The sequence below is a fragment of the Nocardioides sp. Soil777 genome (assembly GCF_001428425.1).
Taxonomy (GTDB): domain Bacteria; phylum Actinomycetota; class Actinomycetes; order Propionibacteriales; family Nocardioidaceae; genus Nocardioides; species Nocardioides terrigena.
Map to the genome: position 1 here is coordinate 47817 of NZ_LMSN01000016.1, position 22098 is coordinate 69914.

At 72.5% G+C, this 22098-nt stretch carries 26 protein-coding genes; 13 read left to right on the plus strand and 13 right to left on the minus strand.

The genetic code is table 11. The features are described 5' to 3' along the window. Positions 1-26 precede the first annotated feature (26 nt). On the minus strand, positions 27-1283 hold the full coding sequence (locus tag ASG88_RS13255) for an HNH endonuclease signature motif containing protein (RefSeq protein WP_056887928.1): 1257 nt from the start codon (positions 1281-1283) through the stop codon (positions 27-29). A gap of 219 nt (positions 1284-1502) precedes the next feature. Next, a complete protein-coding gene (locus tag ASG88_RS13260; protein ID WP_200956443.1) occupies positions 1503-1964 on the minus strand; it encodes an AAA family ATPase in 462 nt (153 codons plus the stop codon). A gap of 107 nt (positions 1965-2071) precedes the next feature. On the opposite strand from ASG88_RS13260, the gene ASG88_RS13265 reads away from it, so the two are divergent. The 6 genes from ASG88_RS13265 to ASG88_RS13290 all read left to right on the plus strand — a co-directional run bounded on the left by ASG88_RS13265 (position 2072) and on the right by ASG88_RS13290 (position 5768). Next, a complete protein-coding gene (locus ASG88_RS13265) occupies positions 2072-2650 on the plus strand; it encodes an ArsR/SmtB family transcription factor (RefSeq protein ID WP_056887929.1) in 579 nt (192 codons plus the stop codon). Next, entirely contained in the window at positions 2647-3438 is a 792-nt protein-coding gene (locus ASG88_RS13270; protein ID WP_056887930.1) for an SRPBCC family protein, read from the plus strand. Before ASG88_RS13265 ends, ASG88_RS13270 begins: the two co-directional genes overlap by 4 nt. 78 nt (positions 3439-3516) lie before the next feature. Continuing rightward, the gene (locus ASG88_RS13275) at positions 3517-3963 is read left to right on the plus strand and encodes a GNAT family N-acetyltransferase (RefSeq protein WP_056887931.1); all 447 of its coding nucleotides are present in this window, start codon (positions 3517-3519) and stop codon (positions 3961-3963) included. A gap of 66 nt (positions 3964-4029) precedes the next feature. Continuing rightward, on the plus strand, positions 4030-4641 hold the full coding sequence (locus ASG88_RS13280; protein WP_056887932.1) for a hypothetical protein: 612 nt from the start codon (positions 4030-4032) through the stop codon (positions 4639-4641). Positions 4642-4734: 93 nt separating this feature from the next. Beyond that, on the plus strand, positions 4735-5121 hold the full coding sequence (locus tag ASG88_RS13285; RefSeq protein ID WP_056887933.1) for a nuclear transport factor 2 family protein: 387 nt from the start codon (positions 4735-4737) through the stop codon (positions 5119-5121). Next, complete coding sequence (locus ASG88_RS13290; RefSeq protein WP_157559729.1) at positions 5118-5768, plus strand: hypothetical protein; 651 nt, start codon at positions 5118-5120, stop codon at positions 5766-5768. Before ASG88_RS13285 ends, ASG88_RS13290 begins: the two co-directional genes overlap by 4 nt. Before the next feature lie 15 nt (positions 5769-5783). Here the strand turns inward: ASG88_RS13290 and ASG88_RS13295 are convergent, their stop codons facing one another. Continuing rightward, the gene (locus tag ASG88_RS13295) at positions 5784-6050 is read right to left on the minus strand and encodes a hypothetical protein (RefSeq protein ID WP_056887935.1); all 267 of its coding nucleotides are present in this window, start codon (positions 6048-6050) and stop codon (positions 5784-5786) included. Between the two features lie 178 nt (positions 6051-6228). Continuing rightward, a complete protein-coding gene (locus ASG88_RS13300; RefSeq protein ID WP_200956444.1) occupies positions 6229-6726 on the minus strand; it encodes an MOSC domain-containing protein in 498 nt (165 codons plus the stop codon). A 40-nt stretch (positions 6727-6766) separates the two neighbouring features. On the opposite strand from ASG88_RS13300, the gene ASG88_RS13305 reads away from it, so the two are divergent. From ASG88_RS13305 to ASG88_RS13315, 3 genes are all read left to right on the plus strand, one after another. Continuing rightward, positions 6767-7453, plus strand: coding sequence for an SDR family NAD(P)-dependent oxidoreductase (locus ASG88_RS13305; RefSeq protein WP_056887936.1), 687 nt, complete (start codon positions 6767-6769; stop codon positions 7451-7453). Positions 7454-7497: 44 nt separating this feature from the next. Continuing rightward, positions 7498-8091, plus strand: a complete 594-nt coding sequence (locus tag ASG88_RS13310; protein WP_162259848.1) for a TetR/AcrR family transcriptional regulator — start codon at positions 7498-7500, stop codon at positions 8089-8091. 74 nt (positions 8092-8165) lie between these two features. Continuing rightward, positions 8166-10490, plus strand: coding sequence for an MMPL family transporter (locus tag ASG88_RS13315; protein WP_056887938.1), 2325 nt, complete (start codon positions 8166-8168; stop codon positions 10488-10490). A 7-nt stretch (positions 10491-10497) separates the two neighbouring features. Here ASG88_RS13315 and ASG88_RS13320 read toward each other — a convergent pair whose 3' ends face one another. Then, a complete protein-coding gene (locus tag ASG88_RS13320) occupies positions 10498-11706 on the minus strand; it encodes an RNA polymerase sigma factor (RefSeq protein WP_056887939.1) in 1209 nt (402 codons plus the stop codon). A gap of 22 nt (positions 11707-11728) precedes the next feature. Further along, entirely contained in the window at positions 11729-12082 is a 354-nt protein-coding gene (locus ASG88_RS13325) for a YciI family protein (protein ID WP_056887940.1), read from the minus strand. A gap of 174 nt (positions 12083-12256) precedes the next feature. Here ASG88_RS13325 and ASG88_RS13330 point away from each other — a divergent pair, with 174 nt between their 5' ends. Further along, on the plus strand, positions 12257-13321 hold the full coding sequence (locus tag ASG88_RS13330; RefSeq protein ID WP_200956445.1) for a WD40/YVTN/BNR-like repeat-containing protein: 1065 nt from the start codon (positions 12257-12259) through the stop codon (positions 13319-13321). Positions 13322-13325: 4 nt separating this feature from the next. Here ASG88_RS13330 and ASG88_RS13335 read toward each other — a convergent pair whose 3' ends face one another. The 3 genes from ASG88_RS13335 to ASG88_RS13345 form a co-directional block, all read right to left on the minus strand. Further along, a complete protein-coding gene (locus ASG88_RS13335; protein WP_056887941.1) occupies positions 13326-14297 on the minus strand; it encodes a hypothetical protein in 972 nt (323 codons plus the stop codon). 72 nt (positions 14298-14369) lie between these two features. Next, positions 14370-15308 (minus strand): serine/threonine-protein kinase, encoded by a 939-nt coding sequence (locus ASG88_RS13340; RefSeq protein WP_200956446.1) that lies wholly within the window; start codon positions 15306-15308, stop codon positions 14370-14372. Positions 15309-15439: 131 nt separating this feature from the next. Beyond that, positions 15440-15736: a putative quinol monooxygenase gene (locus tag ASG88_RS13345; protein WP_056887942.1), complete on the minus strand. Its 297-nt coding sequence runs from the start codon at positions 15734-15736 to the stop codon at positions 15440-15442. Positions 15737-15861: 125 nt separating this feature from the next. Here ASG88_RS13345 and ASG88_RS13350 point away from each other — a divergent pair, with 125 nt between their 5' ends. Continuing rightward, the gene (locus tag ASG88_RS13350) at positions 15862-17373 is read left to right on the plus strand and encodes a cation:proton antiporter (RefSeq protein ID WP_082600420.1); all 1512 of its coding nucleotides are present in this window, start codon (positions 15862-15864) and stop codon (positions 17371-17373) included. A gap of 16 nt (positions 17374-17389) precedes the next feature. On the opposite strand, the gene ASG88_RS13355 is transcribed toward ASG88_RS13350, so the two are convergent. Next, on the minus strand, positions 17390-17953 hold the full coding sequence (locus ASG88_RS13355) for a sugar O-acetyltransferase (protein WP_056887943.1): 564 nt from the start codon (positions 17951-17953) through the stop codon (positions 17390-17392). A 77-nt stretch (positions 17954-18030) separates the two neighbouring features. Between ASG88_RS13355 and ASG88_RS13360 the strand changes: the two genes are divergently transcribed. Beyond that, the gene (locus tag ASG88_RS13360) at positions 18031-19461 is read left to right on the plus strand and encodes a short-chain fatty acid transporter (protein WP_056887944.1); all 1431 of its coding nucleotides are present in this window, start codon (positions 18031-18033) and stop codon (positions 19459-19461) included. Positions 19462-19473: 12 nt separating this feature from the next. Here the strand turns inward: ASG88_RS13360 and ASG88_RS13365 are convergent, their stop codons facing one another. Then, entirely contained in the window at positions 19474-19956 is a 483-nt protein-coding gene (locus ASG88_RS13365) for a TspO/MBR family protein (RefSeq protein ID WP_056887945.1), read from the minus strand. Next, positions 19953-20336, minus strand: coding sequence for a hypothetical protein (locus ASG88_RS13370; protein ID WP_056887946.1), 384 nt, complete (start codon positions 20334-20336; stop codon positions 19953-19955). The genes ASG88_RS13365 and ASG88_RS13370 overlap by 4 nt, the downstream gene beginning before the upstream one ends. Before the next feature lie 69 nt (positions 20337-20405). On the opposite strand from ASG88_RS13370, the gene ASG88_RS13375 reads away from it, so the two are divergent. Then, a complete protein-coding gene (locus ASG88_RS13375) occupies positions 20406-20699 on the plus strand; it encodes a hypothetical protein (RefSeq protein ID WP_056887947.1) in 294 nt (97 codons plus the stop codon). A gap of 25 nt (positions 20700-20724) precedes the next feature. On the opposite strand, the gene ASG88_RS13380 is transcribed toward ASG88_RS13375, so the two are convergent. Further along, positions 20725-22008 (minus strand): hemolysin family protein, encoded by a 1284-nt coding sequence (locus tag ASG88_RS13380; RefSeq protein ID WP_056887948.1) that lies wholly within the window; start codon positions 22006-22008, stop codon positions 20725-20727. Positions 22009-22098: the final 90 nt, after the last annotated feature.

Sequence of the window (22098 nt, forward strand, 5' to 3'; positions counted from 1 at the left end):
GTAGCCAGGTCGCTCCGGCCTTCGGCTTATCTGCGGCGGTGGAACCTGAGGTCGCCGTTGGGGAGGCGGTCGTGGAGGTACCGGTCGTCGTGCGCCCGATGGTGGTGGTGCGAGCAGAGGAGGATGCCGTCGGCGAGGTCGGTCTTGCCGCCCTTGAGCCACGGGATCAGGTGGTGCGCCTCGCACCACGCCGCGGGGATGTCACACCCCACGGCCCGGCAGTGGCCGTCGCGGAGGTCCATCGCCCTGCGCTGCCACTTCTTGTAGAGCCTCTCACCGCGACCGAGGTCGAGGGGCTGCGACTTCCCGCCCAGGACGGCGGGGATGACATGCGAGGTGCACATCAACCGTCGTGCTTCGGAGGCACTGATGTGGCCGCCGGTGTTGGTGGTCGCGACCCCGAGGCCGCTGATCATCGTGTCGTAGTCCATCGTGACGACCACGGACGTCGCGGTCCCGCCGTGGCGGGGGAGCTTGTTCGGGTCGAGGTGCTCCAGCAGGGCGCAGAACGCATGCCCCAGGCGGGTCGGGTACGACACCTTCGTCCCGGCACCCGTGCCGGCCGATCCAGCGTCCCCGCCGGCGGACTTCCCGTCGTGCTTGCGGGGGTTGGTCCACGCGTGCAGGTACGTCAACAACCGGTCCGCGGTGGCGTCGGGGACCCGGATCCGGATCGTCGTCGACCCATCCCCATGAGAACGAGTCGTCAGCGACGTGGTCCTGCGGGCCTTCCGCTCCTCACCCTCGAGCCGCTTGCGTTCCTGCTCCTCCCCCACCTCCGGGGCGACGATGTCCAGGATCCGGCCGCCCAGCCGGCGGAGCTCCTTCGGCGCGAACGTCGCCGCGTACTCCACCAACGTCTTCTCCGCGGTCGCGACCACATCGGCCGGCGTCTCGTCGGGCAGGTCGTCCAACGCCCGGGCGATCACGTCGGCCTGCGCCGTCGAAACCTCACCGGATCGGTGCGCCTGGGCCAGGACCGTCCACCGGTGCTCCAGCGCCCCCGCCAATGTCATCTCACGGCGGGCGGCAGACCGGTCGACGAGGAGCTCACGTTGGCACCACGCCGCGACATCGCGGTCGCCCTTCTCCTCGGTCACCTCGTCCGCGACCGCCATCAACCTGAGCCGGGTCGCATCGACACGAGCCGACAACCGGGCGAACTCACGCAACGCAGAGGCCTTGTCAACCGGCGAGAGATACACGAACTCGACCGCGTCCGCCTTGTCCAGGGCCGCAGCGATCGCCTCGCCACACTCCTGGACCAGGTGCCCGGTCGTCATCCCAGCCCCCCGCTGATCAGCTCCTGAGCGCCCCCACGAGCGAGGACCATCTCCGTTCACCTACCTTATCCGAACATGTGTTCGAATAGCGGCAGGAAATGGTCAAGAGTTCGTCAAACCCCAACGCACCGGGCGACCACGTGCCAACGCGCTCGAGGTGTCGCAGTGATGGGGCATGTCCCCGACGAGGTGCGCGGCCGCAGAACAGCGTCGCCTCGCTCACCGAATGACGGTGAGCGGCCCTTCGTCCGGCGTCGGTGGCTCGAAGTGGTCGAAGTACTCGGCGACCAGGTCGTCGGTGAGCACGAAGTCGTCAGAGTGACTGCCGCGCCTGGCCCTCATCCGACTCAGGACCGTGTCGCGATCTGTCGCCAGGTAGATCGTCTCGGGCACGACGCCGGCCGGCTCGAGCAGCTCGCGGTAGTCGTCGCGCATCCGTCGGGACCAGAACGAGAAGTCGAGGACGACGTCGGCGCCGTGCGCGACGAGGTCCAGCAGCCGCGACCGCAGCTCGGCCTCGATCTCGGCACGGACGTCCGCAGGCAGGGGCACGGTCGAGATCCCTCGACGCCACATCTCGACGTCGAAGGACAGGCGAACCATGCCCTCACTCTCCAGGCGGTGGGCGTGCGTGGACTTCCCGGCCCCCGAAGGCCCGCACATGAAGATCACGCGGCTCACGGCTGGACCCTACGTCCCCGGAACATGGTCGGGATGCGGGCAAACGGCACACCAGACGGACCGGCCCACCCTTGACAATAATTCTTGTCAAGCGCATCGTGGACCCCATGCAGGACGTCGAAGTCATCGAGGACGCGGAGGCGGCCGCGGCCGCCCTGGACCCGGTCCGGGCGCGGTTGCTCAGCGAGCTGGCCGTCCCGGCCTCCGCCGCCGGGCTCGCCGCCCGGGTCGGGATCACCCGTCAGAAGGTCAACTACCACCTCAAGTCGCTCGAGGCGCACGGCCTGGTGGAGCTGTCCGAGGAGCGCCGGCACGGCGGGATCACCGAGAGGGTCCTGCAGGCGTCGGCGTCGTCGTACGTCGTGTCGCCGGCGGCCGTCAGCGCGTCCGCGGCCGACCCCGATGCCAACGCCGACCACCTGTCGGCGGGCTACCTCGTCGCACTGGCCGGTCGGCTGGTGCGCGAGGTCGGCAGCCTGGCGCGCCGGGCCGGCGCGTCCGGCAAGCGCCTCCCGACGCTGACCATCGACACCCAGATCGGCTTCCGCTCGGCCGCCGACCGGGCCGCCTTCGCGGACGACCTGACCGCGGCGGTGCTCGACCTGGCCGCTCGCTACCACCACGACGACGGACGCCCGCACCGGCTCGTCGTCGCGTCCCACCCCCTTCCCGAGGAGAACTCATGAGCACGATCCCGAACGTCCCCTACCGCCTGGAGTTCAGCGTCGAGGTGCCCGGCACCCCGGAGCAGGTCTGGCAGGCCGTCGCCACCGCCCGGGGCATGAGCGCCTGGTTCCTGCCGACCGAGATGGAGGAGCGCGCGGGCGGGTCCCTGCACTTCACCATGGGTCCCGAGATGGGCTCGGACGGCCACGTCACCGAGTGGGACCCGCCGCACCGCATCGTCTACGAGGAGGACTGGGCGGCCCTCATGGGCCAGGAGCCGGACGCGCTCAGCCCGTTGACCTCCGAGTTCCTCGTCGAGGCGCAGTCCGGCGGCACCTGTGTCGTGCGCGTGACCAGCAGCGGCTTCGGGACCGGCGCCGACTGGGAGTCGGAGTTCTGGGACGACATGGGCATCAGCTGGAAGCCCTTCTTCGACAACTTGCGCCTCTACCTGTCGCACTTCCCCGGCCAGGAAGCCACCATGCTCGAGGCCACCGCGTCCCACCCCGGCGAGGCGGAGACGCTCTGGTCGACCCTGCACCACGCGCTCGGGCTGGGTGACGTGGGCTCCGAGGTCGACGTCCGCGGTGCCACCGGCACGGTGGAGCGGGTCGGCGAGCGGCAGACGCTGGTCCGGCTCACCGCACCGGTCCCGGGGATGCTCAGCGTCTTCGCGCACGGCGAGGGCGACGGCAGGTCGGCCACGGGCGTCCGGGCGTACCTCTTCTCCGCCGACGCGGCGGACTACGTACGACGCGAGGAGCCGGGCTGGCAGGCCTGGCTGGACGGGCTCTCCGTCCCGGCCTGATCCTCGGCACCGCGGGACGATAGCGAGGCCGCACGAATCCGGTTGACCACTCCCTCGGTGTCGCGAGACGTTCGGCCCATGACGTGGCGCATCGAGCTCGGACCGGACGAGGGTCGCGAGGAGACGGTCACCGACCGCCTCGTGGCGCACAACCTGGAGGCGTCGGCAGCGATCCGCGAGCGGTTCGAGCCGGCGAACCTCCCGGCGAGACCCGTGGCGGCGTACGCCATCGACGACGACGGCGAGCTGCTCGGGGGCTGCGTCGGCAGCACCGTCGACGTCTGGCAGTGGCTGACGATCGACACCATGTGGGTGCACAGCGGCCACCGGGGAGAGGGACTCGGTCGTCGGCTCCTCGCCACCGTCGAGCAGCAGGCCCGTGAGCGCGGGTGCCGGTGGGCCAAGCTCAACACGTGGGAGTTCCAGGCGCCGGACTTCTACGCCCGGTGCGGGTACGAGACCTACGGCCGTGAGACGGACTACCCGCCCGGGCACACCAACCACCTGATGCGGAAGGCCCTGTAGCCCGCCGCCGGCCAGGCGCACTCCGCGTCCCGTCCGAGCGTGCGGGCCCCGGCTATCGTCACGGGCGTGCCCGGTCGCCAACCCATCTTCGTGGTCAGCACGACCGCGGACGAGGCCGCGCTGCAGCGTGTCCGGGACGACCTGGGGCGCGACCCCGTCGTCCTCACCGCCCCGACGGCCGAGGCCAAGCGGGTGGTGTCCGCCCTCGGGGTCGAGCCCCGTGTCGAGGTGCTGCTGGCGCCGGCGAGCTTCCCCCCTGCCGACCGTGGTCACCGGCTGGACGAGCTCGTGAGGCGCCACGCGCTGCGCGACCGCTTCCGTGACGTCGTCGTGGTGACCGACCCCGCCACCGCGACGCTGCTGCTGCGGGTCCTCGCGCCCGACCAGCTGGCCACGGGAGGCGCGGTCACGGTGGTGGGCCTGCCCCGCGGGGACCGCCCGGTCGTCGTAAGCCGTGCCGTCGCCGGCGGGGTCGCGCTCGGTGTCGTGACAGGTGTCGCGGAGCAGCAGGCGGCGGTCCTGGCGTTGCCGGTTGCCGTGGCGGTCGTCGGGCTCGGCGTGCTGCTCGTCCCGCCCTGGCGCCACGTCGGCCGGGAGCTGCTCCTCGCGGCGGGCATCGCCGTCGCCGTCCTCCTCGTCGTGGTCGCCGGGTCGGCACGCTTCCCCGGGGGCTGGTGACGCCGGAGCGCAGTGGAGGAACGCGGCCCTGGTCTCCCCGAGATATGACCGACTGACGTCCTCGACCCGTGTGCGTCTGACACGCTGACGCGCATGGACGCCGCATCCCAGGTCATCCGTGCTGCCGAGGCACGGGCGCTCGCCCTGGCCGACGGCGATGCCGACCGCCTGGTCGCCCTCCTCCATCCGGAGTTCCGGTGGACGGCCCACGTCGGGGAGACCTACGACCGCGCCGAGTACGTCCGCCGCAACACCGAGGGGCACACCGTCTGGCGTTCGCAGACCATGCTCGACCCGCACGTGGTCGTGGTCGACGACACCGCCGTGCTCCGCTGCGAGGTCACCGACGTCGTGCTGTCGGGGGACGACGAGCCCGCGACGTTCCGGATGCCGATGACGCAGGTGTGGGTGCGGACCGACGGGCGCTGGTCGTGCCTCGGCGGTCACGCGGGCCCTCGCCGGTCCCCGGTGGCCGAGTGAGGCCGCCCGGAGTGGTCCCGCTGCTCGGTGCCGCGCTGCTCACCTGCCTGCTCGGGTCCTGCGCCACCGAGCCGACGTCCGGGACGCCGGCCGCTCCATCGGAGGGGACGACGGCACGGGCGAGCACCCCGCCGACGGAGCCGACCGCGACACCCTCGACCCGGGGCTTCCAGGTGGTGTCGGACGCCGAGTCACCGGCCGACGAGGACCTCCAGCGCCTGGCCGAGCGGTTCGTCGAGTACGCAGTCGGGGAGACCGACTCCTTCCCGCACACGTGGACGATCTCCCTGTCCATCGGCGGTCGGGCGTCGGGATCGATCGAGGTCACCGACGCCGCGCTCGCGGACCGCAGCACCTGGGAGGGTTGCCCTGACGGGTCGACCACCTCCGGTGCCTCGTCGTGTCCGGTCGACATCCTCGGGCCCATCGAAGCCGCGGTGGTCAACGAGACCACGATCGTCCACACGGCCGAGTACGGCGCCGTCTCGTGCGCGCCGACGAGGAGAGGCCCCCTGCCTGACGGGCGACTGGTCGTCCTGCGGCCCAGCCCGGAGTGGCGCACGTGCGCCACCGACTTCGCGCTCGTGCTCGCCGCCGACGAGCAGGGCCGGCTCCGGTCGGTCGACCTGACGCTGTCGAGCCCCTGATCGGCGGCCGAGCCCCTACTCGGGACTGCAGTCGGGCCAGCGGGCGAAGTCCCCGATGACGGCGCCGAAGCTCACGGGAATGAACCCCTTGATCTCGGCGATGCGCGCGGCGATGGCGCCCGGCTCGAGGTGCACCGCCTGGGGCGCGAAGACCTGGCCGACGCACGAGGCGTTCGGGTCAGTCACCTCGGGCCTGGGCTCCGCGGATGCGGGTGCTGCGGCACCGAGGGCGGCGGCCGTGGCCAGACCCGCCACGGAGATCGTGAACGACATGGGGCGCATGAGCTCTCCTCCCGTTGGCCCTTCCCCCGGAAGGACCGGCTCGACCCGGCCGGCGACTGCGGGCCGGGAGGTCGACGGTAACGACGCCGACGGCTCCGGCGCATGGCCAAAACGGGTGAGACTCGAGGTCAGGGCGCCGCCTGCGACACGAGTGACGACGCTCAGCGCACGCGCTGCCTCACGGTGCGGCCTCCCCCAGAGCAACCGCGTCGCCGACCCGGATCGTGCCCGACTCGAGCACCCGGCACACCGAGCCGGCCCGGCGCCGCAGCGCCTCCTGGGCGCCGGCGCCGATGGTGTCGTCGAGCAGCTTGCACGGCGCGGCGACCCGCACGACCTCGAGCAGCACGTCGCCGATGCGGATCCGCGCACCGGGCTCCCGCGGCACGACACCGTCGTTGAGAGTGAGGTCGCGGCGGGTGAGAGCGGCCGGGATGTCACGCCCGAAGACCTCGGCCGACTCGGCCAGCGCGGTCGCGCTCTGCACGGTCACGTGCCGGTGCTTCGTGCCGTGGTAGCGGTCGCCGACGATCCCCCGCCCGGCCTCGGCCTCCACCTGATCGACCGAGCGCATCGGCAGTCGGGTGGCCTTGGCGACGTGGATGGCGGCGATCCGGACGACGCCGGCGTGGTCGGAGGCGGCGGGGACGGGCAGCGCGGACGGGTGGGACGGCACAAGGGCCCACGGTAGTCAGGTGGTGGCTACTGTCGCCGACATGAGCACACGCGAGCTGGACGGGGCCCGGATCGCGGTCGTCGGGGCGAGCGGCGCCCTCGGGTCGCTGGTCTCCCAGGAGCTCGTACGCCGCGGCGCGCGGCTGCTGCTCGTCGGTCGCGACGCGACCCGGCTCGAGGGCCTCGGCATCGATTCCCCCGTCGTGGTGGCCGACGTCGGGGACGCCACGGCCGGCGACGCCATCGCGGACGCCGCGCGGGCGGCGTACGGCGGGCTGGACGGGCTGGTCAACGCGGCCGGCGTCGTCGCCTTCGGCCCCCTCGTGGACACTCCCGACGAGGTGATCGAGGAGCTCTTCCTCACCAACGTCGTCGGGCCCCTCTTCCTCGTCCGGCGCCTGATGCCGCTGCTGGAGGAGTCGCAGGGCTTCGTCCTCCAGGTCAGCGCGGTCGTCGCCGAGCGCCCGCTGCCGGGGATGGCGGCGTACTCCGCGAGCAAGGCCGCGCTCAGCGGCGTCGCCACCGCCCTGCGCACCGAGCTGCGCCGGGCGAAGGTCACCGTGCACGACGTCCGGCCGCCGCACACCGAGACCGGTCTCGCCACCCGTCCCCTCTCCGGGCAGGCACCCGGGCTGCCGCAGGGGCTGGCCCCCGAGGACGTCGCCCGCCGGATCGTCGACGCGATCGCGGCCGGCGAGACCGACCTGGGTGCGGCCGCCTTCGACTGATCGTGATTCTGCACTTCTAGGCATGGAGTGCAAGAATGCACTTCATGAACCAGAGTGCAACGCGTCGCGAGCAGCGGCGGCTGCAGACCGAGCGCCGCATCACCGTGTGCGCACAGCGCCTCACCGAGGAGCTCGGGCTGGACGGCTTCACCATGGACGAGCTCGCCGAGGCCGCCGACGTGTCCCGCCGGACGCTGTTCAACTACTTCCCGAGCAAGATCGACGCCGTCCTGGGCAACCCTCCCGAGATCCCCGCGAGCGCCCTCACCACCTTCCTCGAGGGCGGGCCGCACGGTCACCTCGTCGATGACGTCGGCGAGCTGGCCTCGGTCTTCCTCAGCTCCGAGCTCCTCACCCGCGAGGAGATGGAGCGGGGTCGTCGCCTCGTCACCACCACGCCGCGACTGATCATGGCCGCCCACGAGCGCTTCGAGCAGCTCACCGGGGAGTTCGTCGAGGTGATCCTCGCCCGCGAGGGGAAGGAGTTCGGTGCCGAACGGGCCCGCCTGCTGCTCCGGCTCCTCGTCGCCCTCTTCGACGGGTGCATGACGTCCGACGGTGGCGACCCGGACCTCGAGGTCCCCCTCGCCGACGTCTTCACCGAGCAGCTCCGCACGGCCCGCGACCTGCTCGCCTGACCGCCGAAGCACCCCCGGAGCACCGGCCCCGACCCACCCCCGATCCGTCCCTCATCACCCGACCTGGAGCCCTCATGGCCACCCTGCTGCACCGCCTCGGCAAGACCGCCTTCCGGCGCTGGCCGCTCTTCCTCGCCGGCTGGATCGTCGCCGTGCTGGCCGTCGGCGCCTTCGCGGCGACGATGTCCAAGCCCATGACCGACGCCTTCTCGATCCCCGGCATCCCCTCGGAGAAGGCCGCCGACCTCCAGGCGGAGCTCTTCCCCGACGCGGTCGACGCCTTCGACCAGGCCACCGTCAAGGTGGTCGTCGCCGTGCCCGAGGGCAGCACGCTGTCGGACCGCGCGTACGCCGACCGCGTCGACGCCCTGGTCCAGGACCTGGCCGCGCTGCCGCAGATGCCCGACGCCCCGCTGGCGGGACCCGTCGAGGCGGCGCAGGCACAGGAGAAGGCGATGGTCCAGGCCGCACGCGACGCCGGATCGCCGGTCGCGGACGCCCGTGCGGACGCGGCCGCGCTCTCCCCGCTCAGCGAGGACGGCCGGGTCGGCCTCGTGCAGTGGGACTTCGACGTGGACTCGGTCGCCGACGTCGAGCCGGCCACCATCGACGCCCTCATGGACGTCATGGACGACGCCCGCGGGGACGGCCTCACCGTCGATGCCAACGGGTCCGGCACCACCGGCATGATCCACCTCGGTGGCACGTCGGAGCTGATCGGGATCGCCGTCGCCCTGCTCGTGCTCATCCTGACCTTCGGCTCGCTCGTCGCTGCCGGGCTCCCCATCCTGACCGCCCTGGTCGGCGTCGGGCTCGGGATCATGGGCGTCACCGCGATGACCGCCTTCATCGACATCGGTTCCACCACCCCGATGCTGGCCACCATGATCGGCCTCGCGGTCGGGATCGACTACGCGCTGTTCATCCTGGCCCGCTACCGCAACGAGCTGCAGCACACCGACGACCGGGAGGAGGCCGTCGGCATCGCGGTCGGCACCGCCGGCTCCGCGGTCGTCTTCGCCGGTCTCACCGTCATCATCGCGCTGACGGCGCTCCTCGTCGTGGGCATCCCGTTCCTCGCGAGCATGGGCATCGCGGCCGCGGCCACCGTCTTCGTCGCGGTCCTCGTCGCCCTCACCCTGCTGCCCGCCCTCCTCGGCATGACCGGGTCCAAGGCGTTCGGCGGACGCGTGCGCCACTACCGGCCGAAGCGGGACGCGGACGGCCTCGTCCTCAACAACGGCGTCCGCTGGGCACGGACCATCGCGCGGGCCCCCGTCGCGGTCGTGGTCGTGGTCGTCCTCGGCCTCGGCGCCCTGGCCCTGCCGCTGCAGAGCCTGCACCTGGCCTTCCCCAGCGACAGCACCGCGTCCGTGGACACCACGCAGCGCCAGGCGTCCGACCTGGTGGCCGAGGCCTTCGGCCCGGGACGGGACGCCCCCATGCTGGCGGTCGTGGACGCCCGCGACGTGCCCGAGGCCGACCGCGGCGCCGCCTTCGGCGAGGTGGCCGCCTGGGCCGCCGGCCAGGACGACGTCGCGCACGCCCAGGTCGTGGGGACCAACGAGCAGGGCACCGGGGCCACCGTGCTCATCACGCCCGCGACCGGTCCCGAGGACACCGCCACCGAGGACCTCCTCACGACGCTGCGCGCCGAGCAGGCGGAGATCGAGGAGTCGACCGGGACGACCACTGGCGTGACCGGGCTGACCGCCATCACCACTGACGTGTCCGAGCGCCTCAGCAGCGCCCTGCCCGTCTACCTCGCCGTGGTGGTCGGTCTCGCCTTCGTGCTGCTGATGATCGTCTTCCGGTCGATCCTGGTCCCGCTCACCGCCACGCTCGGCTTCCTGCTCTCCGTGCTCGCCACGCTGGGCGTCACGGTCGCGGTCTTCCAGGAGGGCATGTTCGGGATCGTCGAGGGGCAGCCCATCGTCAGCTTCATGCCGATCTTCCTGATCGGCCTGGTCTTCGGGCTCGCGATGGACTACCAGGTCTTCCTGGTCACCCGGATGCGCGAGGCCCACGTCCACGGCATGTCGACCCACGACGCGGTGGTCGACGGCTTCCGCAACAGCGCTCGCGTGGTCGCCGCGGCCGGCGTCATCATGATCTCGGTGTTCGCCGCGTTCATCCTGATCGACGAGCCGATCATCAAGTCGATGGGCTTCGCCCTCGCGGTCGCGGTCTTCTTCGACGCGTTCATCGTCCGGATGACGCTGATCCCGGCCCTGATGTACCTGCTCGGGGAGAAGGCCTGGTGGCTGCCGGCGTGGCTCGACCGCCTGCTGCCCGACGTGGACGTCGAGGGCGAGAAGCTCGTCCGGCCGCACCTGGGCGGGCGCACCATCGAGGACGAGCTCGACGACCTCGACGAGGCGAGCACGGTCCGGGCCTGAGGCTCCCTCAGGGCGCCGACCCGGGGCCCCGGGTCGCGCGCAGCCGCTCGAGGTGGGCCCGCTCGAGCGGGGTCGGGTCCAGCGCCAGCGCAGCCTCGAGCGCGGCCCGCGACTCCGCGTCCCGACCCAGCAGGTGCAGCAGGTGGGCGCGGGCCACGTGCCACGGGTGGTACGACGTGAGGTCGAGGTCCTCGACCAGGACCAGCGCCGCCTCCGGTCCCTCCGTGTGCGCGAGCGCCAGCGCCCGGTTGAGGCGTACGACGGGACTCGGCGCCAGCGTCAGCAACAGGTCGTAGAGCGCCACCACCTCCGCCCACGGCACCTCCGCGTCGGTGTGCGCGGCACCGATCGCGGCCTGCACCTGGTAGGGACCGGGGTGCCCGATCTCCAGCAGCGCCCGCACGAGCAGGCGGCCCTCCGCCAGCCGCTCGGGGTCCCAGCGCGACCGGTCCTGCTCGTCGAGCGGGACGAGCCGCCCGTCGACCACGCGCGCGTCGTCGCGGGCCCGGGTCAGCAGCATCAGGGCGAGGAGCCCCTGCGCCTCCGGCTCGGCCGGCAGCATCGCCACCAGCTGCCGGGTCAGCCGGATCGCCTCGTCGGCGAGGTCGGGGCGGCTGCCGCTCTCGGCGCCCACCGACAGGTAGCCCTCGTTGAACGCGAGGTAGAGCGCGGCGAGCACGCCGGCCAGACGGGCCGGCAGGTCCTCGCGCTCGGGGACCCGGAAGGGGATCCGGGCATCGTGGATCTTGCGCTTGGCGCGGGTGATCCGCTGGGCCATTGCCCGCTCCTCGGTGAGGAAGCCGGCGGCGATCTCGGCGACGCTGAGACCGGCCACCAGCCGCAGGGTGAGAGCGACCCGGGCCTCGAGCGCCAGCGACGGGTGGCAGCACATGAAGAACAGCCGGAGCCGGTCGTCGTCGACCACGCCGAGGGGTTCTGCCGGGGTGTCCAGCATCGCAGTCGCCTCCCTCTCCCTGCCCGTGCGCGTGGACTCGCGACGCAGCCGGTCGAGCGCCCGACGGTGCGCCGTGGTGGTCAGCCAGGCGCCCGGGTTGGGCGGGACGCCGTCGACCGGCCACTTCTGCCAGGCCACCTCGAGGGCCTCCGCGACGGCGTCCTCGGCGAGGTCGACGTCGCCGTACCGGCGGACCAGCGCGCCGACGATCCGGCCGTGCTCCTCGCGCACGACCCGGGCCAGCGCCTCCCCCGCACTCATCCGGCGCCCGTCAGGACCGCGCTCACTCGGACTGGAAGGGACGCACCTCGACCGGGCCGTGGCAGGCCGCGGACGCCTCGGTGCCCCAGCGCATGGCCTCGTCGAGGTCGGTCGCCTCGATGACCCAGAAGCCGCCGAGGTACTCCTTGGACTCGACGTAGGGCCCGTCCGTGACGACCGGCTCGGCGCCGGTCGCGTCGATGACGGTGGCGGACGACGCCGGCTGCAGGCCCCCGGCGAAGACCCACCGGCCCTGCTCGCGGAGCTTCACGTTGAAGGCGTCGACGTCGGCCATCACCTGGTCGACGGTGACGCCCTCGGGCCAGCTGATCTCGTCGCCGTGGTGGACTCCGAGCAGGTACTGGGTGGTGGACATCGTGATTCCTCTCGTCGGTGGGAACCCTACTGATCGGGCGCCCCTCACCCACTCCACGAACGGGATCGCCCCGGTGCGACACGTCGCCGGGAACTTTCTTCCGCACCTTCTCGCCAGTACTCCGGACCGGCGAGGGTCTGGACACCGGCTGAGCGCTGCGGCACTGTGCCGGACATGCGCAACCGTCTCGGGATGCTCGTGCTCCCCCTCGTCCTGTCCCTCCCCCTCCTCCTCGCGGCCGCGGCCGCCGACCGGGCCGACGCCGGCGCCCGCCTCGCCTGGCAGGAGGCGGTCGTCGACGCCGACCAGAGCTTCCGCGGCCTCGACGCCGTCGACCGGCGTACGGCCTGGGTCAGCGGCGCGAGCACCAGTGGCGGTGCCGCGAAGGTCTACCGGACCACCGACGCCGGTCGCTCCTGGCAGGACGTCAGCCCGCCCGACACCGTCGGGCTCAACTTCCGCGACGTGGAGGCGACCGACGCACGCACCGCGACGGTGCTCGCGATCGGCGAGGGCGAGGCCTCGCGGATGTACCGCACGACCGACGGTGGCCGCACGTGGGACGAGACCTTCCGCAACGACGAGCCGGCAGCCTTCTACAACTGCCTGGACTTCTACCCCGACGGCCGGCACGGCCTGGCGGTGAGCGACCCGGTCGACGGGAAGTTCCGCATCGCCGCCACCGACGACGGGGGCCGATCGTGGGAGGTGCTGCCCGACGCCGGCATGCCCGACTCGACCGGTGAGTACAACTTCTCGGCCAGCGGCGACTGCCTCGTCATCGCCGGGCGGGACGCGTGGTTCGGTGGCGGCGGCGGGGCCGCGAGGGTCTTCCGCTCGACCGACCACGGGCTCACCTGGACCGCGACCGACTCCGCCATCCCGGCCGGCGAGGCGGCGGGTGTCTTCGGGTTCGCCTTCCGAGGCCCCCGCCACGGCGTGGTGGTGGGCGGCGACTTCGGTGCGCCCGCCGACGGTGTCGACGCCACCTCGACCACCCGCGATGGCCGCACCTGGACGAGTGGCGGCGACCTGACACACCTCGGCGAGGACGTCGCGTGGACCGGGCGTCGCCTGCTGGTCGTCGGCGAGTCCGGGACCGTCGGCGGCAGCAGCGTGTCGTACGACCGGGGGCGCACCTGGTCGCGGTTCAGCGAGAGCCGTTTCCACACCCTGGACTGCACGCCCGACGGCACCTGCTGGGCCGCCGGGGGCGGCGGCCGGGTCGGTCGCCTCTGACGGGTCAGGGCGCGACGACGTCCGAGGCCCGCTCGCAGTCGGTGAGGTGGCAGCGCACCAGGGCCGACCTGCCGCGCCGGTCGTAGACCGTGACGAGCGCGGTCCGGGCGTCCTCCCACCCGAGCACCCCGAAGGAGTCGCCGCTGCGGTACGCCGCGACGCGTCGCCCGCGAGCCGTGTGCACCTCGACCTGGCCCAGCGGGCCGTCCATGAGGATGTTGGTTGTCAGCATCCGACGCCCGTCGGGTGAGAACGCGAGGACCGCGCGCTCGCAGGAGCGCCACGTCGCGCGCTGCGGGGTCGAGATCCGCGTCAGCACGCTGCACCCGCCGTCGTACAGGGGCGCGGTGAAGACGGCGAGCCGGTCGGCGGAGATGTCCGCGGCGTAGCCGGTGCGGTCGCTGATCCGGGTGACCCGGTCACGGTCGACGTGCCACGACGACGTCCGCTCCGGGCCGGTCTGGCCCACGACGACCCGGCCCTCGTCGGCGTCGAGCACGAACGCCCCGGCGCCGAACGTGTGCCTGGCGACCCGGTCACCGGTGGTCGCGTCGCGCACCGCCACGACCGTACGACGCGTCCCGCGCGGCCTCGTGGTGACCAGCTGCGTCCCGTCGCCGGACAGCGCCACGGCGAAGGGCACCCGGTCCAGCACGACCGTGCGGGTGCCGTCGGCCGCCACCCGCTCCACCGAGGAACCCTCCGCCGAGTAGATCGAGGCGACGTACTCCGCACCCGAGACCCCGAGCAGCTGCACCTCGTCGGCGTCCACCGCGACGACGCGGTCGCCCTCGACGATGCTCGTGCCCACCACCCGCGGCACGGCCGGGCCCGGGCCCCGGTCGAGCTGCCCGAGGCGGACGCTGGTGACCGCGCCGTCGTCGGGCCGGGCGGCGGCCGGAGGGACCACAGCCAGCCCGGCCGCCGTGGCGACGGCCAGCAGCGCGGTCGTGAGTCGGACGAGGGGTGTGGCCATGGCTGTCTCCCGAGGATCGACGGTGTTCCTACCTCGAAGACGCGGCCCGGGGCCGTCCGGTTGCCTCGCGCGTCAGGCGAGCAGGTCGCGCGCCGGCGCGGCGACCGTGTGCACGTCGTGCGCGGGGGTCGCGGTGTCGTCGTCCCAGTCGCCGTTGACGAGGGCAGCGAGCCCCTCGGCGAGGCCGGCCAGCTCGGTCGTCGCGATGCCCATCATCTCGGCAACGGCGCGCGCGTTGGCGGGGCGGTCCTCGGGCTTCTTCTCCAGCAGGGAGGCCACCACGGCACGCAGCTCGGCCGGGACCTCGTCGGCCAGCGGCGGCGGCGGCTCGTTGACGTGCGACATCGCGGTGGCGATGGGCGTGCCCCGGTCGAAGGGCCGGATGCCGGTGAGCATCTCGTGCGCGACCACGCCGAGCGCGTAGAGGTCGCTCGCACCCGTCGCCGGCTGACCGAGCGCCTGCTCGGGGCTGATGTAGTTGGGGGTGCCGAGCATCTCGCCGACGCGGGTGTGGCCGCGGGCGTCGAGGGCCCGCGCGATGCCGAAGTCGGTGAGCATCACGACGCCGTCGTCGCGGACCAGGATGTTGGCCGGCTTGACGTCGCGGTGCACCACGCGCGCCTCGTGGGCCACGCCCAGGGCGAGGGCGGCCTGGCTGATGATCGACCGCACGACGTCGGGATCGAGGGTGCCGGCCTCGCGGATCACCGCGGACAGCGGGGCACCGGGCACGAGCTCCATCACGAGGTAGGTGAGGTGGTCGTCCTCGCCGTAGTCGAAGACGGTGGTGATGTTGGTGTGCATCAGCGCCGCGGAGTGCCGGGCCTCGTCACGGAAGCGCTTGGCGAAGATCTCCTCGTTGTCCGGGTCGGCGCGCATGATCTTGACCGCGACGGCGCGCTGGAGCACGTCGTCCATCGCGCGCCACACGTCGGCCATGCCACCGGAGGCGATGCGCTCCTCGAGGACGTAGCGATCTCCCAGCCTGAAGCCTTGGGCGAGTCGTTCCACGGGCAAGGGGTCCCATCTCATCGAGCAATCAGTGCCCGTGCGGTCCTCGCACACGCTTTTTGATGGTAAACCGCTCAACCGCTTTCCGCGTGGTTGCGCCCCCCAAGGGGTGGCTCACCCCTCCGGACGGGCTAGTCGCCGACCGGGACGAGGGGGTGGATCGCGACGTCCCCGCTGAGGGCGCCGTCTGCCGCGGCGAAGGCGGCAGCGATGTGCGGGGACTGCATGTGGGCGTCGAGGGCGGCCTGGTCGGTCCACCGCTCGACGGTGACGAAGACGCCGGGCGCCGCGGCCGACTCGTAGAGGTCGTAGGCCACGCACCCCGGCTCCTGCCGGGTCGCCTCGGTCAGCCCGGTGAGCGCCTCACGCATCGCCTCGACGTGCTCGGCCTTGACGGGGATGGTCGCGACGACGTGCAGCTCGCTCATGGCAGTGCCCTCTCGTAGGTGTGCTCGCACCCTAGGCCCACCGACGGATGGGGTCCGTTCCCCATGGGTACGACGCCCCGGCTCGGGAAGAGTGGGACCCACACCAGGCAGGTGAGGAGACCGGCATGCCGCACGCCGCTGACGCGCTCATCGCGCTGGGCGGTGCCCTGCTCGTGTGCGGCCTGCTGGCGCGGGGCGGAGTCCGTCTCGGCCTCCCCACGGTGCCGTTGTTCATGCTCGCCGGCGTGGTGTTCGGACCGAGCACCGGCGGCATCGACCTGGTCAGCGACCCGCACGACCTCGAGCTCGTGGCGCGGCTCGGACTCGTCTTCCTGCTGTTCTACCTCGGTCTCGAGTTCTCCCTCGACCAGCTCGTCGCGGGTGGCCGCCGGCTGGTCACTGCGGCGACGATCTACCTGGTCCTCAACGTGGGCGGCGGCCTGGTCTACGGCTTCAGCCTCGGCTGGGGGGTCGCGGAGGCGCTGGTCATCGCCGGGATCGTGGGCATCTCGTCCACCGCGATCGTCACCAAGCTGATCGTCGAGAACCGGCGCCTCGGCAACCGCGAGACCCGCACCATCCTGGGCATCGCGGTGATCGAGGACATCTTCTTGGCGTTCTACCTCGCGCTCCTCCAGCCCGTCCTCGGCGGCGCCGACGGACCGGTCGAGGCGATCACGGGCATCGCGACCGCCTTCGCCTTCCTGCTCGGTCTCGGGGCGATCGCCCGCTGGGGTGCCCGGCTGGTCGGACGGCTGGTCAGCACCCACGACGAGGAGATCGTGGTCGTCGTCTTCACCGGGCTCGCGATCATCACCGCCGGTGTCGCCGAGGCCCTGGGGGTCTCGGACGCGATCGGCGCCTTCATGGTCGGCTTGATCCTGGGCGCCACCGCCAAGGCCGCGCGGCTGCGGACCCTCACCCACCCGCTGCGCGACGCCTTCGGGGCGATCTTCTTCTTCCACTTCGGCCTGACCATCGACCCGATGGACGTGGTCGCGGTGCTGCCCGAGATCGCCGTCGCCGTCGTGATGACCGTGGTGCTGGCCACCGCGGCCGGGGTCTACGCGGCCCGGCTGCACGGCTTCGACCGGGTCGAGGCGGCGACCATCGGGTACACGGTGCTGACGCGTGGTGAGTTCTCCATCATCCTGGCGTCGCTGGCGGTCGCGGCCGGGCTCGACCAGCGCATCGGCAACCTCGCCGCCGGCTACGTCCTCGTCCTGGCCATCGTCGGTCCGGTGATGTCCACCCAGTCCGAGCGCTTCAGCCGGCTCATCCCACAGGCCGCCGTCGGCACTCCCGGCCCGCGCCCCGACACGGTCGCGCTCGACTTCGACGTCGGCTCGGGGTCGCTCTACAAGCTGGGCACCGAGCTCATCCAGGTGACGGTCAGCCCCGGCTCGCAGCTGCACGGCGTGTACGCCGGGGAGCTGCGGCTGCCGGAAGGGTCGACGCTGGCGCTGCTCGCCCGCGCCGGCGAGACCTTCACCCTCGAGCCCGCCACCCAGCTGCGCACCCACGACGTGGTGCTCGTCTTCACCCGGCCCGAGCAGCGGGCCGCCGCCGAGCAACGCATCATGGCGGTGCACCGGGCCGGCCGGCTCGCGACCTGGCGCGGCGACGTCGGGCAGTGAGCGCGCGGCGTACGGCTCACAGCGTGCGGATCACCTTCGCCGGCGAGCCGACCGCCACCACGCCGGACGGCAGGTCCTGCACGACCACCGAGCCGGCGCCCACGACCGTGTCCGCGCCGATGGTGACGCCGGGACAGACGATGACGCCGCCGCCGAGCCACACGTTGTCGCCGATGACGATGGGCTGGGCCGCCTCCCACTTGTCGCGGCGCGGGCCGGGCTCGACCGGGTGCGTCGCGGTGAGGAGCTGGACGCCGGGGCCGATCTGCACGTCGTCGCCGATGGTCACCGTGGCCACGTCGAGGCTGACCAGTCCCCAGTTGACGAAGGTCCGGGCACCGATCGTCGTCTGGTAGCCGTAGTCGCACTGGAACGGCGGCCGCAGCTCGCTGTCCTCGCCGAAGGCGCCGAGCAGGTCGGTCAGCAGGGCACGACGCAGCTCGTGGTCGGTGGGGTCGGCGGTGTTGAGCCGGTGGGTCAGCTGCTGTGCGCGCCGCGACTCCTCCGCGAGGACCGGGTCGTCCGCGATGTAGGGGTCGCCGGCCAGCATCCGCTCGCGCATCGTCCGCTCGTCACTCATGCCCGCCAATCTACGCACGCGCCGCGAGGTCCCCGCAGCGGCGGCCGCCCGCCGCGACTCCGCTATCTTCGACGGCCATGTCCTCCACCACCACGAGCACCGAGCACGAGAAGGGCCTGGCACGCCTGGCCCAGCGCACCGCGGGATGGACCGAGAAGTGGTTCCCCGACGCCTACGTCTTCGCCCTCGCGGGCGTCGTCATCGTCGCCGCCGCCGCCATGCTCAACGGCGCCAGTCCGGTCACCGTCGCCCAGACCTTCGGCGACGGCTTCTGGGACCTCGCGCCGTTCACCCTCCAGATGGCGATGGTGGTGCTGACGGGGTACGTCGTCGCCACCTCCCCGCCCGTCGCCCGGATCATCGAGCGGATCGCCCTCTACCCGACCACCCCGCGCGGATCGGTCGCCTTCGTGGCCCTGCTGTCGTGCGTCGTGTCGATGGTCAACTGGGGCCTGAGCCTGGTCTTCAGCGGCCTGCTCGCCCGCGCGATCGCGCGCCGCAGCGACCTGCGCGCCGACTACCGCGCGCTCGGTGCCGCGGCGTACCTCGGCCTCGGAGCCGTCTGGGCGCTCGGTCTCTCGTCCTCGGCCGCGCAGCTGCAGGCGACCCCCGAGTCGCTGCCGCCCGAGCTGCTCGAGATCACCGGCGTCCTCGACTTCGGCGCCACGATCCTGACCTGGCAGTCGCTGCTCATGGCGGCGGTCCTCATCGCGCTCAGCGTCGCGGTGGCGTGGGCGTCGGCCCCCCAGGGCGAGGCGATCCGCACGGCCGAGGACATGGACGTCGACCTCTCCGACCGCGTCGAGCCGCTGCCCCCACGCGCCCGCCCCGGCGAGTGGCTGGAGTACTCCCGGATCCTGCCCGTCCTCGTCGGCCTCCTCACCCTCGGCTGGGTGGTCAACCAGTTCGTCACGCTGCCGTTCCTGTCCGTGATCAGCAGCCTCAACGGCTACCTCATGGTCTTCCTCATCCTCGGCCTGGTCCTCCACGGCACCCCGCGCGGCTTCCTCAACGCCGTCACCAAGGCCGTGCCGACCACGGCCGGCGTGCTCGTCCAGTTCCCCCTGTACGCCGCGATGGCGGCCATCCTCACCCAGGCCACGGGTCGCGGCGGGGTCACCGTCTCGGAGCACCTGGCCGACCTGTTCACCCGGATCGGCGACGGCGGTGCGTTCGCCGTGGTCATCGCGATCTACACCGCGCTGCTCGGCCTGCTCGTCCCCTCGGGGGGCGGCAAGTGGCTGGTCGAGGCGCCGTACGTCATGCAGTCGGCCACCGACGTCGGGATGAACCTCGGCTGGACCGTGCAGATCTACAACGCGGCCGAGGCGCTGCCCAATCTGGTCAACCCGTTCTTCATGCTGCCGTTGCTGGCGGTGCTGGGGCTGCGGGCCCGCGACCTGGTGGGCTTCACCTTCCTGCAGTTCCTCTTCCACCTGCCGGTGGTGCTGCTGCTGCTCTGGGCGCTCGGGATGACCTTCGAGTTCGAGCCCCCGGTGATGCCCTGACGGGTGGCCGGCTCAGTTGAGCCGGGCGTACTGCACCGACAGCGCGGTGGCCACGCTGAGCCACACGGCGTAGGGCGCCAGGACGAGGCCCGCCCAGGGCAAGGACCGGGCCACGAGCACCACCAGCACCCAGGTGAGGACCGCCGCCACGGCGAGGGCGACCGTGGCGGCGCCGATCCGGTGCGGGACGTAGAACAACCACGCCCAGGCCAGCGCGGCGACCACCGAGGCCGCGAGGACGAGGGTGGCCGGCCACACGCCGGTGGCATCAGCGGAGCGGGTGAACCACACGCCCACGCCCAGCAGCGCCAGGAAGTTGAGCGGCCACACGATCCCGAAGACCAGGTCCGGCGGCTGGAACGACGGCTTGGCGAGGCGGGAGTACCACCCCGGGTCGTGGGCGGTCCAGACGCCCGACAGCGCGGCGTACACCACCACGACGCCCACCCACACGACGGTCGCCGCCCACCCGCCGGCGACACCGGACCCGGTCATGCGGGGTCCTCGGCCAGCCGGGCGCGGAGCATGTCGCCGAGCCGGGCGACCGATCCCCCCAGCGCGTCGAGCTCGGCGCCGACCACCAGGGGCCTCAGACCGTCGTCCGTCCGGGCCAGGACCGCGGGGGCGCCGCACGCCGCCACCACCTCGCGCACGTCCGGCGGCATCTCGTCGAGGTGCAGCAGGTCGACCGGGACCCCCAGGTCGGCCACCATCCGGTCCCACTCGGGCTTGCGCCGCACGCGCCCGTGGGTGATGTCGCAGAGCGCACAGTGGCGGGTCCCGCGCACCTTGCCCCAGACGTACGCCGCCTCACCGAGCAGGCCGCCGTCGGCGTCGTAGACCCCGACCAGACGAGTGACGGACGGGTCGACCATGGGGTCTCCTGACGCTGGGCGGGACTCGGTCCGAGGCTAGCCCCGGCAACGCGGGGCTAGCGTGGCGGGATGGACCACGACGCGATGCGGCGATCGGCGGACGCCGCGATCGTCCCGCTCGTCGCGTCCCTGGCCCCGTGGGGCGTGGTCGAGGCGCACTGGCTCCCCGACCGCAACGGCGAGCCGGTGCTCTGGGTGCGCGTCGGGACCGAGCTCCAGCGGGTCACCCTCGAGGCCCAGTCGTGGCTGCTGCCGCAGCTGCACGTGATCCTCGCGCGGATGGGCATGCCGTCCGAGAAGGTCATGGGGTCACGCCTCGAGGTCACCTCCGCCGAGGCCGAGAAGCGCCTCTCCGAGGAGTGACGTCACCGGTCCGGCCCGCGGGCGCTCAGGCCTCGTCGCGGCCCTCGTCGCGGCGCAGCACCAGTCGGGTGACCCGGCTGCCGACCACCTCGGTGACCTCGAGGATGCCGCCGTCCACGGCGACCTGCTCCCCGACCTCGGGGATGTGCCCGAGCAGGGCGATCGCGTAGCCCGCGACGGTCTCGTAGCCGCCGTCGCGCAGCTCGATGCCGGTGTCGTCGGCGAAGTCCTCGAGGCTGGTGCCGCCGTCGATGTCGGCCGGGTCGCCGGACGGCTCGCGCTCGTCGACGTCGTACTCGTCGCGGATCTCGCCGATGAGCTCCTCGACGAGGTCCTCGAGGGTGACGATGCCGTCGGTGCCGCCGTACTCGTCCACCACCACCGCGAGGTGCGTGCCCTCGTGGCGCATGGTGGCGATGCACGGGAGCATCGACTTGGTGCCGGGCACCATCAGGACCGGGCGGCACACGTCCTTGACGAGCCGGTCCGGGGTGGCGTCGATGGCCAGCAGGTCGCGCACGTGCAGGAAGCCCAGCACGTCGTCGAAGCCCTCGCCGGTGACCGGGTAGCGGGAGTAGGGCATGTCCCGGACCTGCGCTGCGGCCTCGGCCAGGGTGAGCCCGCCGTCGATGAAGGAGACGTCGGTGCGCGGGCGCATGACCTCCTTGACGTTGGTCTCGGTGGCGGCGAAGACGTCGCTGAGGATGCGGCGCTCCTCCTCGTCGAGGTCCTCGTGCGTGGACACGAGGTCGCGCAGCTCCTCCTCGGAGAGCTGCTCGCTGGTGGCGTGCGGGTCACCGCCGAGCAGGCGGACCAGCGCATTGGTCGACAGGGAGAGCAGCCAGATGACCGGTCGCATGGCGGTGGCGAACTTGTCGAGCACCGGCGCCACGGCCAGCGAGAGCGGCGCGGCCTTCTGCAGGGCGAGCCGCTTGGGGACGAGCTCGCCGAGGACCAGCGAGAGGTAGGCGATGAGCAGGGTCAGCACGACGAGCGCCGTCGTCTGCGCGGCGTCCTCGCCCATCCCGAGGTCGACGAGGTACGGCGCGAGGTCGGGCGCGAGCGTCGACCCGCCGTACGCCGCGGAGAAGAAGCCGGCGACGGTGACGCCGATCTGGACCGCGGCGAGGAACCGGTTGGGGTCGCGGGCGACCTGCGCCACCCGCACACCGCGGGCACCCTTGCGCTCCATGGAGACCAGCTGGCTCTCCCGGAGGGAGACCAGCGCGATCTCGGTGGCGGCGAAGACGCCACCGACGAGGACGAAGAGCAGGACCAGGCCGACGTTGAGGAAGGTCTGGGTGTCCATCAGGCCCGTTCACCACCGATCGCACTCGGGAGTGAACGGCACGTACACGCAGGTCTGTCCATGCGCGCCAGCGTACGGACGGGGCGAAGA

Excerpts from the sequence above, each read along its gene's own strand:
- ASG88_RS13255 (WP_056887928.1), bottom strand. The coding sequence starts at position 1,283 with ATGACGACCGGGCACCTGGTCCAGGAGTGTGGCGAGGCGATCGCTGCG.
- ASG88_RS13265 (WP_056887929.1), top strand. The coding sequence starts at position 2,072 with ATGCAGGACGTCGAAGTCATCGAGGACGCGGAGGCGGCCGCGGCCGCC.
- ASG88_RS13270 (WP_056887930.1), top strand. The coding sequence starts at position 2,647 with ATGAGCACGATCCCGAACGTCCCCTACCGCCTGGAGTTCAGCGTCGAG.
- ASG88_RS13275 (WP_056887931.1), top strand. The coding sequence starts at position 3,517 with ATGACGTGGCGCATCGAGCTCGGACCGGACGAGGGTCGCGAGGAGACG.
- ASG88_RS13285 (WP_056887933.1), top strand. The coding sequence starts at position 4,735 with ATGGACGCCGCATCCCAGGTCATCCGTGCTGCCGAGGCACGGGCGCTC.
- ASG88_RS13295 (WP_056887935.1), bottom strand. The coding sequence starts at position 6,050 with ATGCGCCCCATGTCGTTCACGATCTCCGTGGCGGGTCTGGCCACGGCC.
- ASG88_RS13305 (WP_056887936.1), top strand. The coding sequence starts at position 6,767 with ATGAGCACACGCGAGCTGGACGGGGCCCGGATCGCGGTCGTCGGGGCG.
- ASG88_RS13310 (WP_162259848.1), top strand. The coding sequence starts at position 7,498 with ATGAACCAGAGTGCAACGCGTCGCGAGCAGCGGCGGCTGCAGACCGAG.
- ASG88_RS13315 (WP_056887938.1), top strand. The coding sequence starts at position 8,166 with ATGGCCACCCTGCTGCACCGCCTCGGCAAGACCGCCTTCCGGCGCTGG.
- ASG88_RS13320 (WP_056887939.1), bottom strand. The coding sequence starts at position 11,706 with ATGAGTGCGGGGGAGGCGCTGGCCCGGGTCGTGCGCGAGGAGCACGGC.
- ASG88_RS13325 (WP_056887940.1), bottom strand. The coding sequence starts at position 12,082 with ATGTCCACCACCCAGTACCTGCTCGGAGTCCACCACGGCGACGAGATC.
- ASG88_RS13330 (WP_200956445.1), top strand. The coding sequence starts at position 12,257 with ATGCGCAACCGTCTCGGGATGCTCGTGCTCCCCCTCGTCCTGTCCCTC.
- ASG88_RS13335 (WP_056887941.1), bottom strand. The coding sequence starts at position 14,297 with ATGGCCACACCCCTCGTCCGACTCACGACCGCGCTGCTGGCCGTCGCC.
- ASG88_RS13345 (WP_056887942.1), bottom strand. The coding sequence starts at position 15,736 with ATGAGCGAGCTGCACGTCGTCGCGACCATCCCCGTCAAGGCCGAGCAC.
- ASG88_RS13350 (WP_082600420.1), top strand. The coding sequence starts at position 15,862 with ATGCCGCACGCCGCTGACGCGCTCATCGCGCTGGGCGGTGCCCTGCTC.
- ASG88_RS13355 (WP_056887943.1), bottom strand. The coding sequence starts at position 17,953 with ATGAGTGACGAGCGGACGATGCGCGAGCGGATGCTGGCCGGCGACCCC.
- ASG88_RS13360 (WP_056887944.1), top strand. The coding sequence starts at position 18,031 with ATGTCCTCCACCACCACGAGCACCGAGCACGAGAAGGGCCTGGCACGC.
- ASG88_RS13365 (WP_056887945.1), bottom strand. The coding sequence starts at position 19,956 with ATGACCGGGTCCGGTGTCGCCGGCGGGTGGGCGGCGACCGTCGTGTGG.
- ASG88_RS13370 (WP_056887946.1), bottom strand. The coding sequence starts at position 20,336 with ATGGTCGACCCGTCCGTCACTCGTCTGGTCGGGGTCTACGACGCCGAC.
- ASG88_RS13375 (WP_056887947.1), top strand. The coding sequence starts at position 20,406 with ATGGACCACGACGCGATGCGGCGATCGGCGGACGCCGCGATCGTCCCG.
- ASG88_RS13380 (WP_056887948.1), bottom strand. The coding sequence starts at position 22,008 with ATGGACACCCAGACCTTCCTCAACGTCGGCCTGGTCCTGCTCTTCGTC.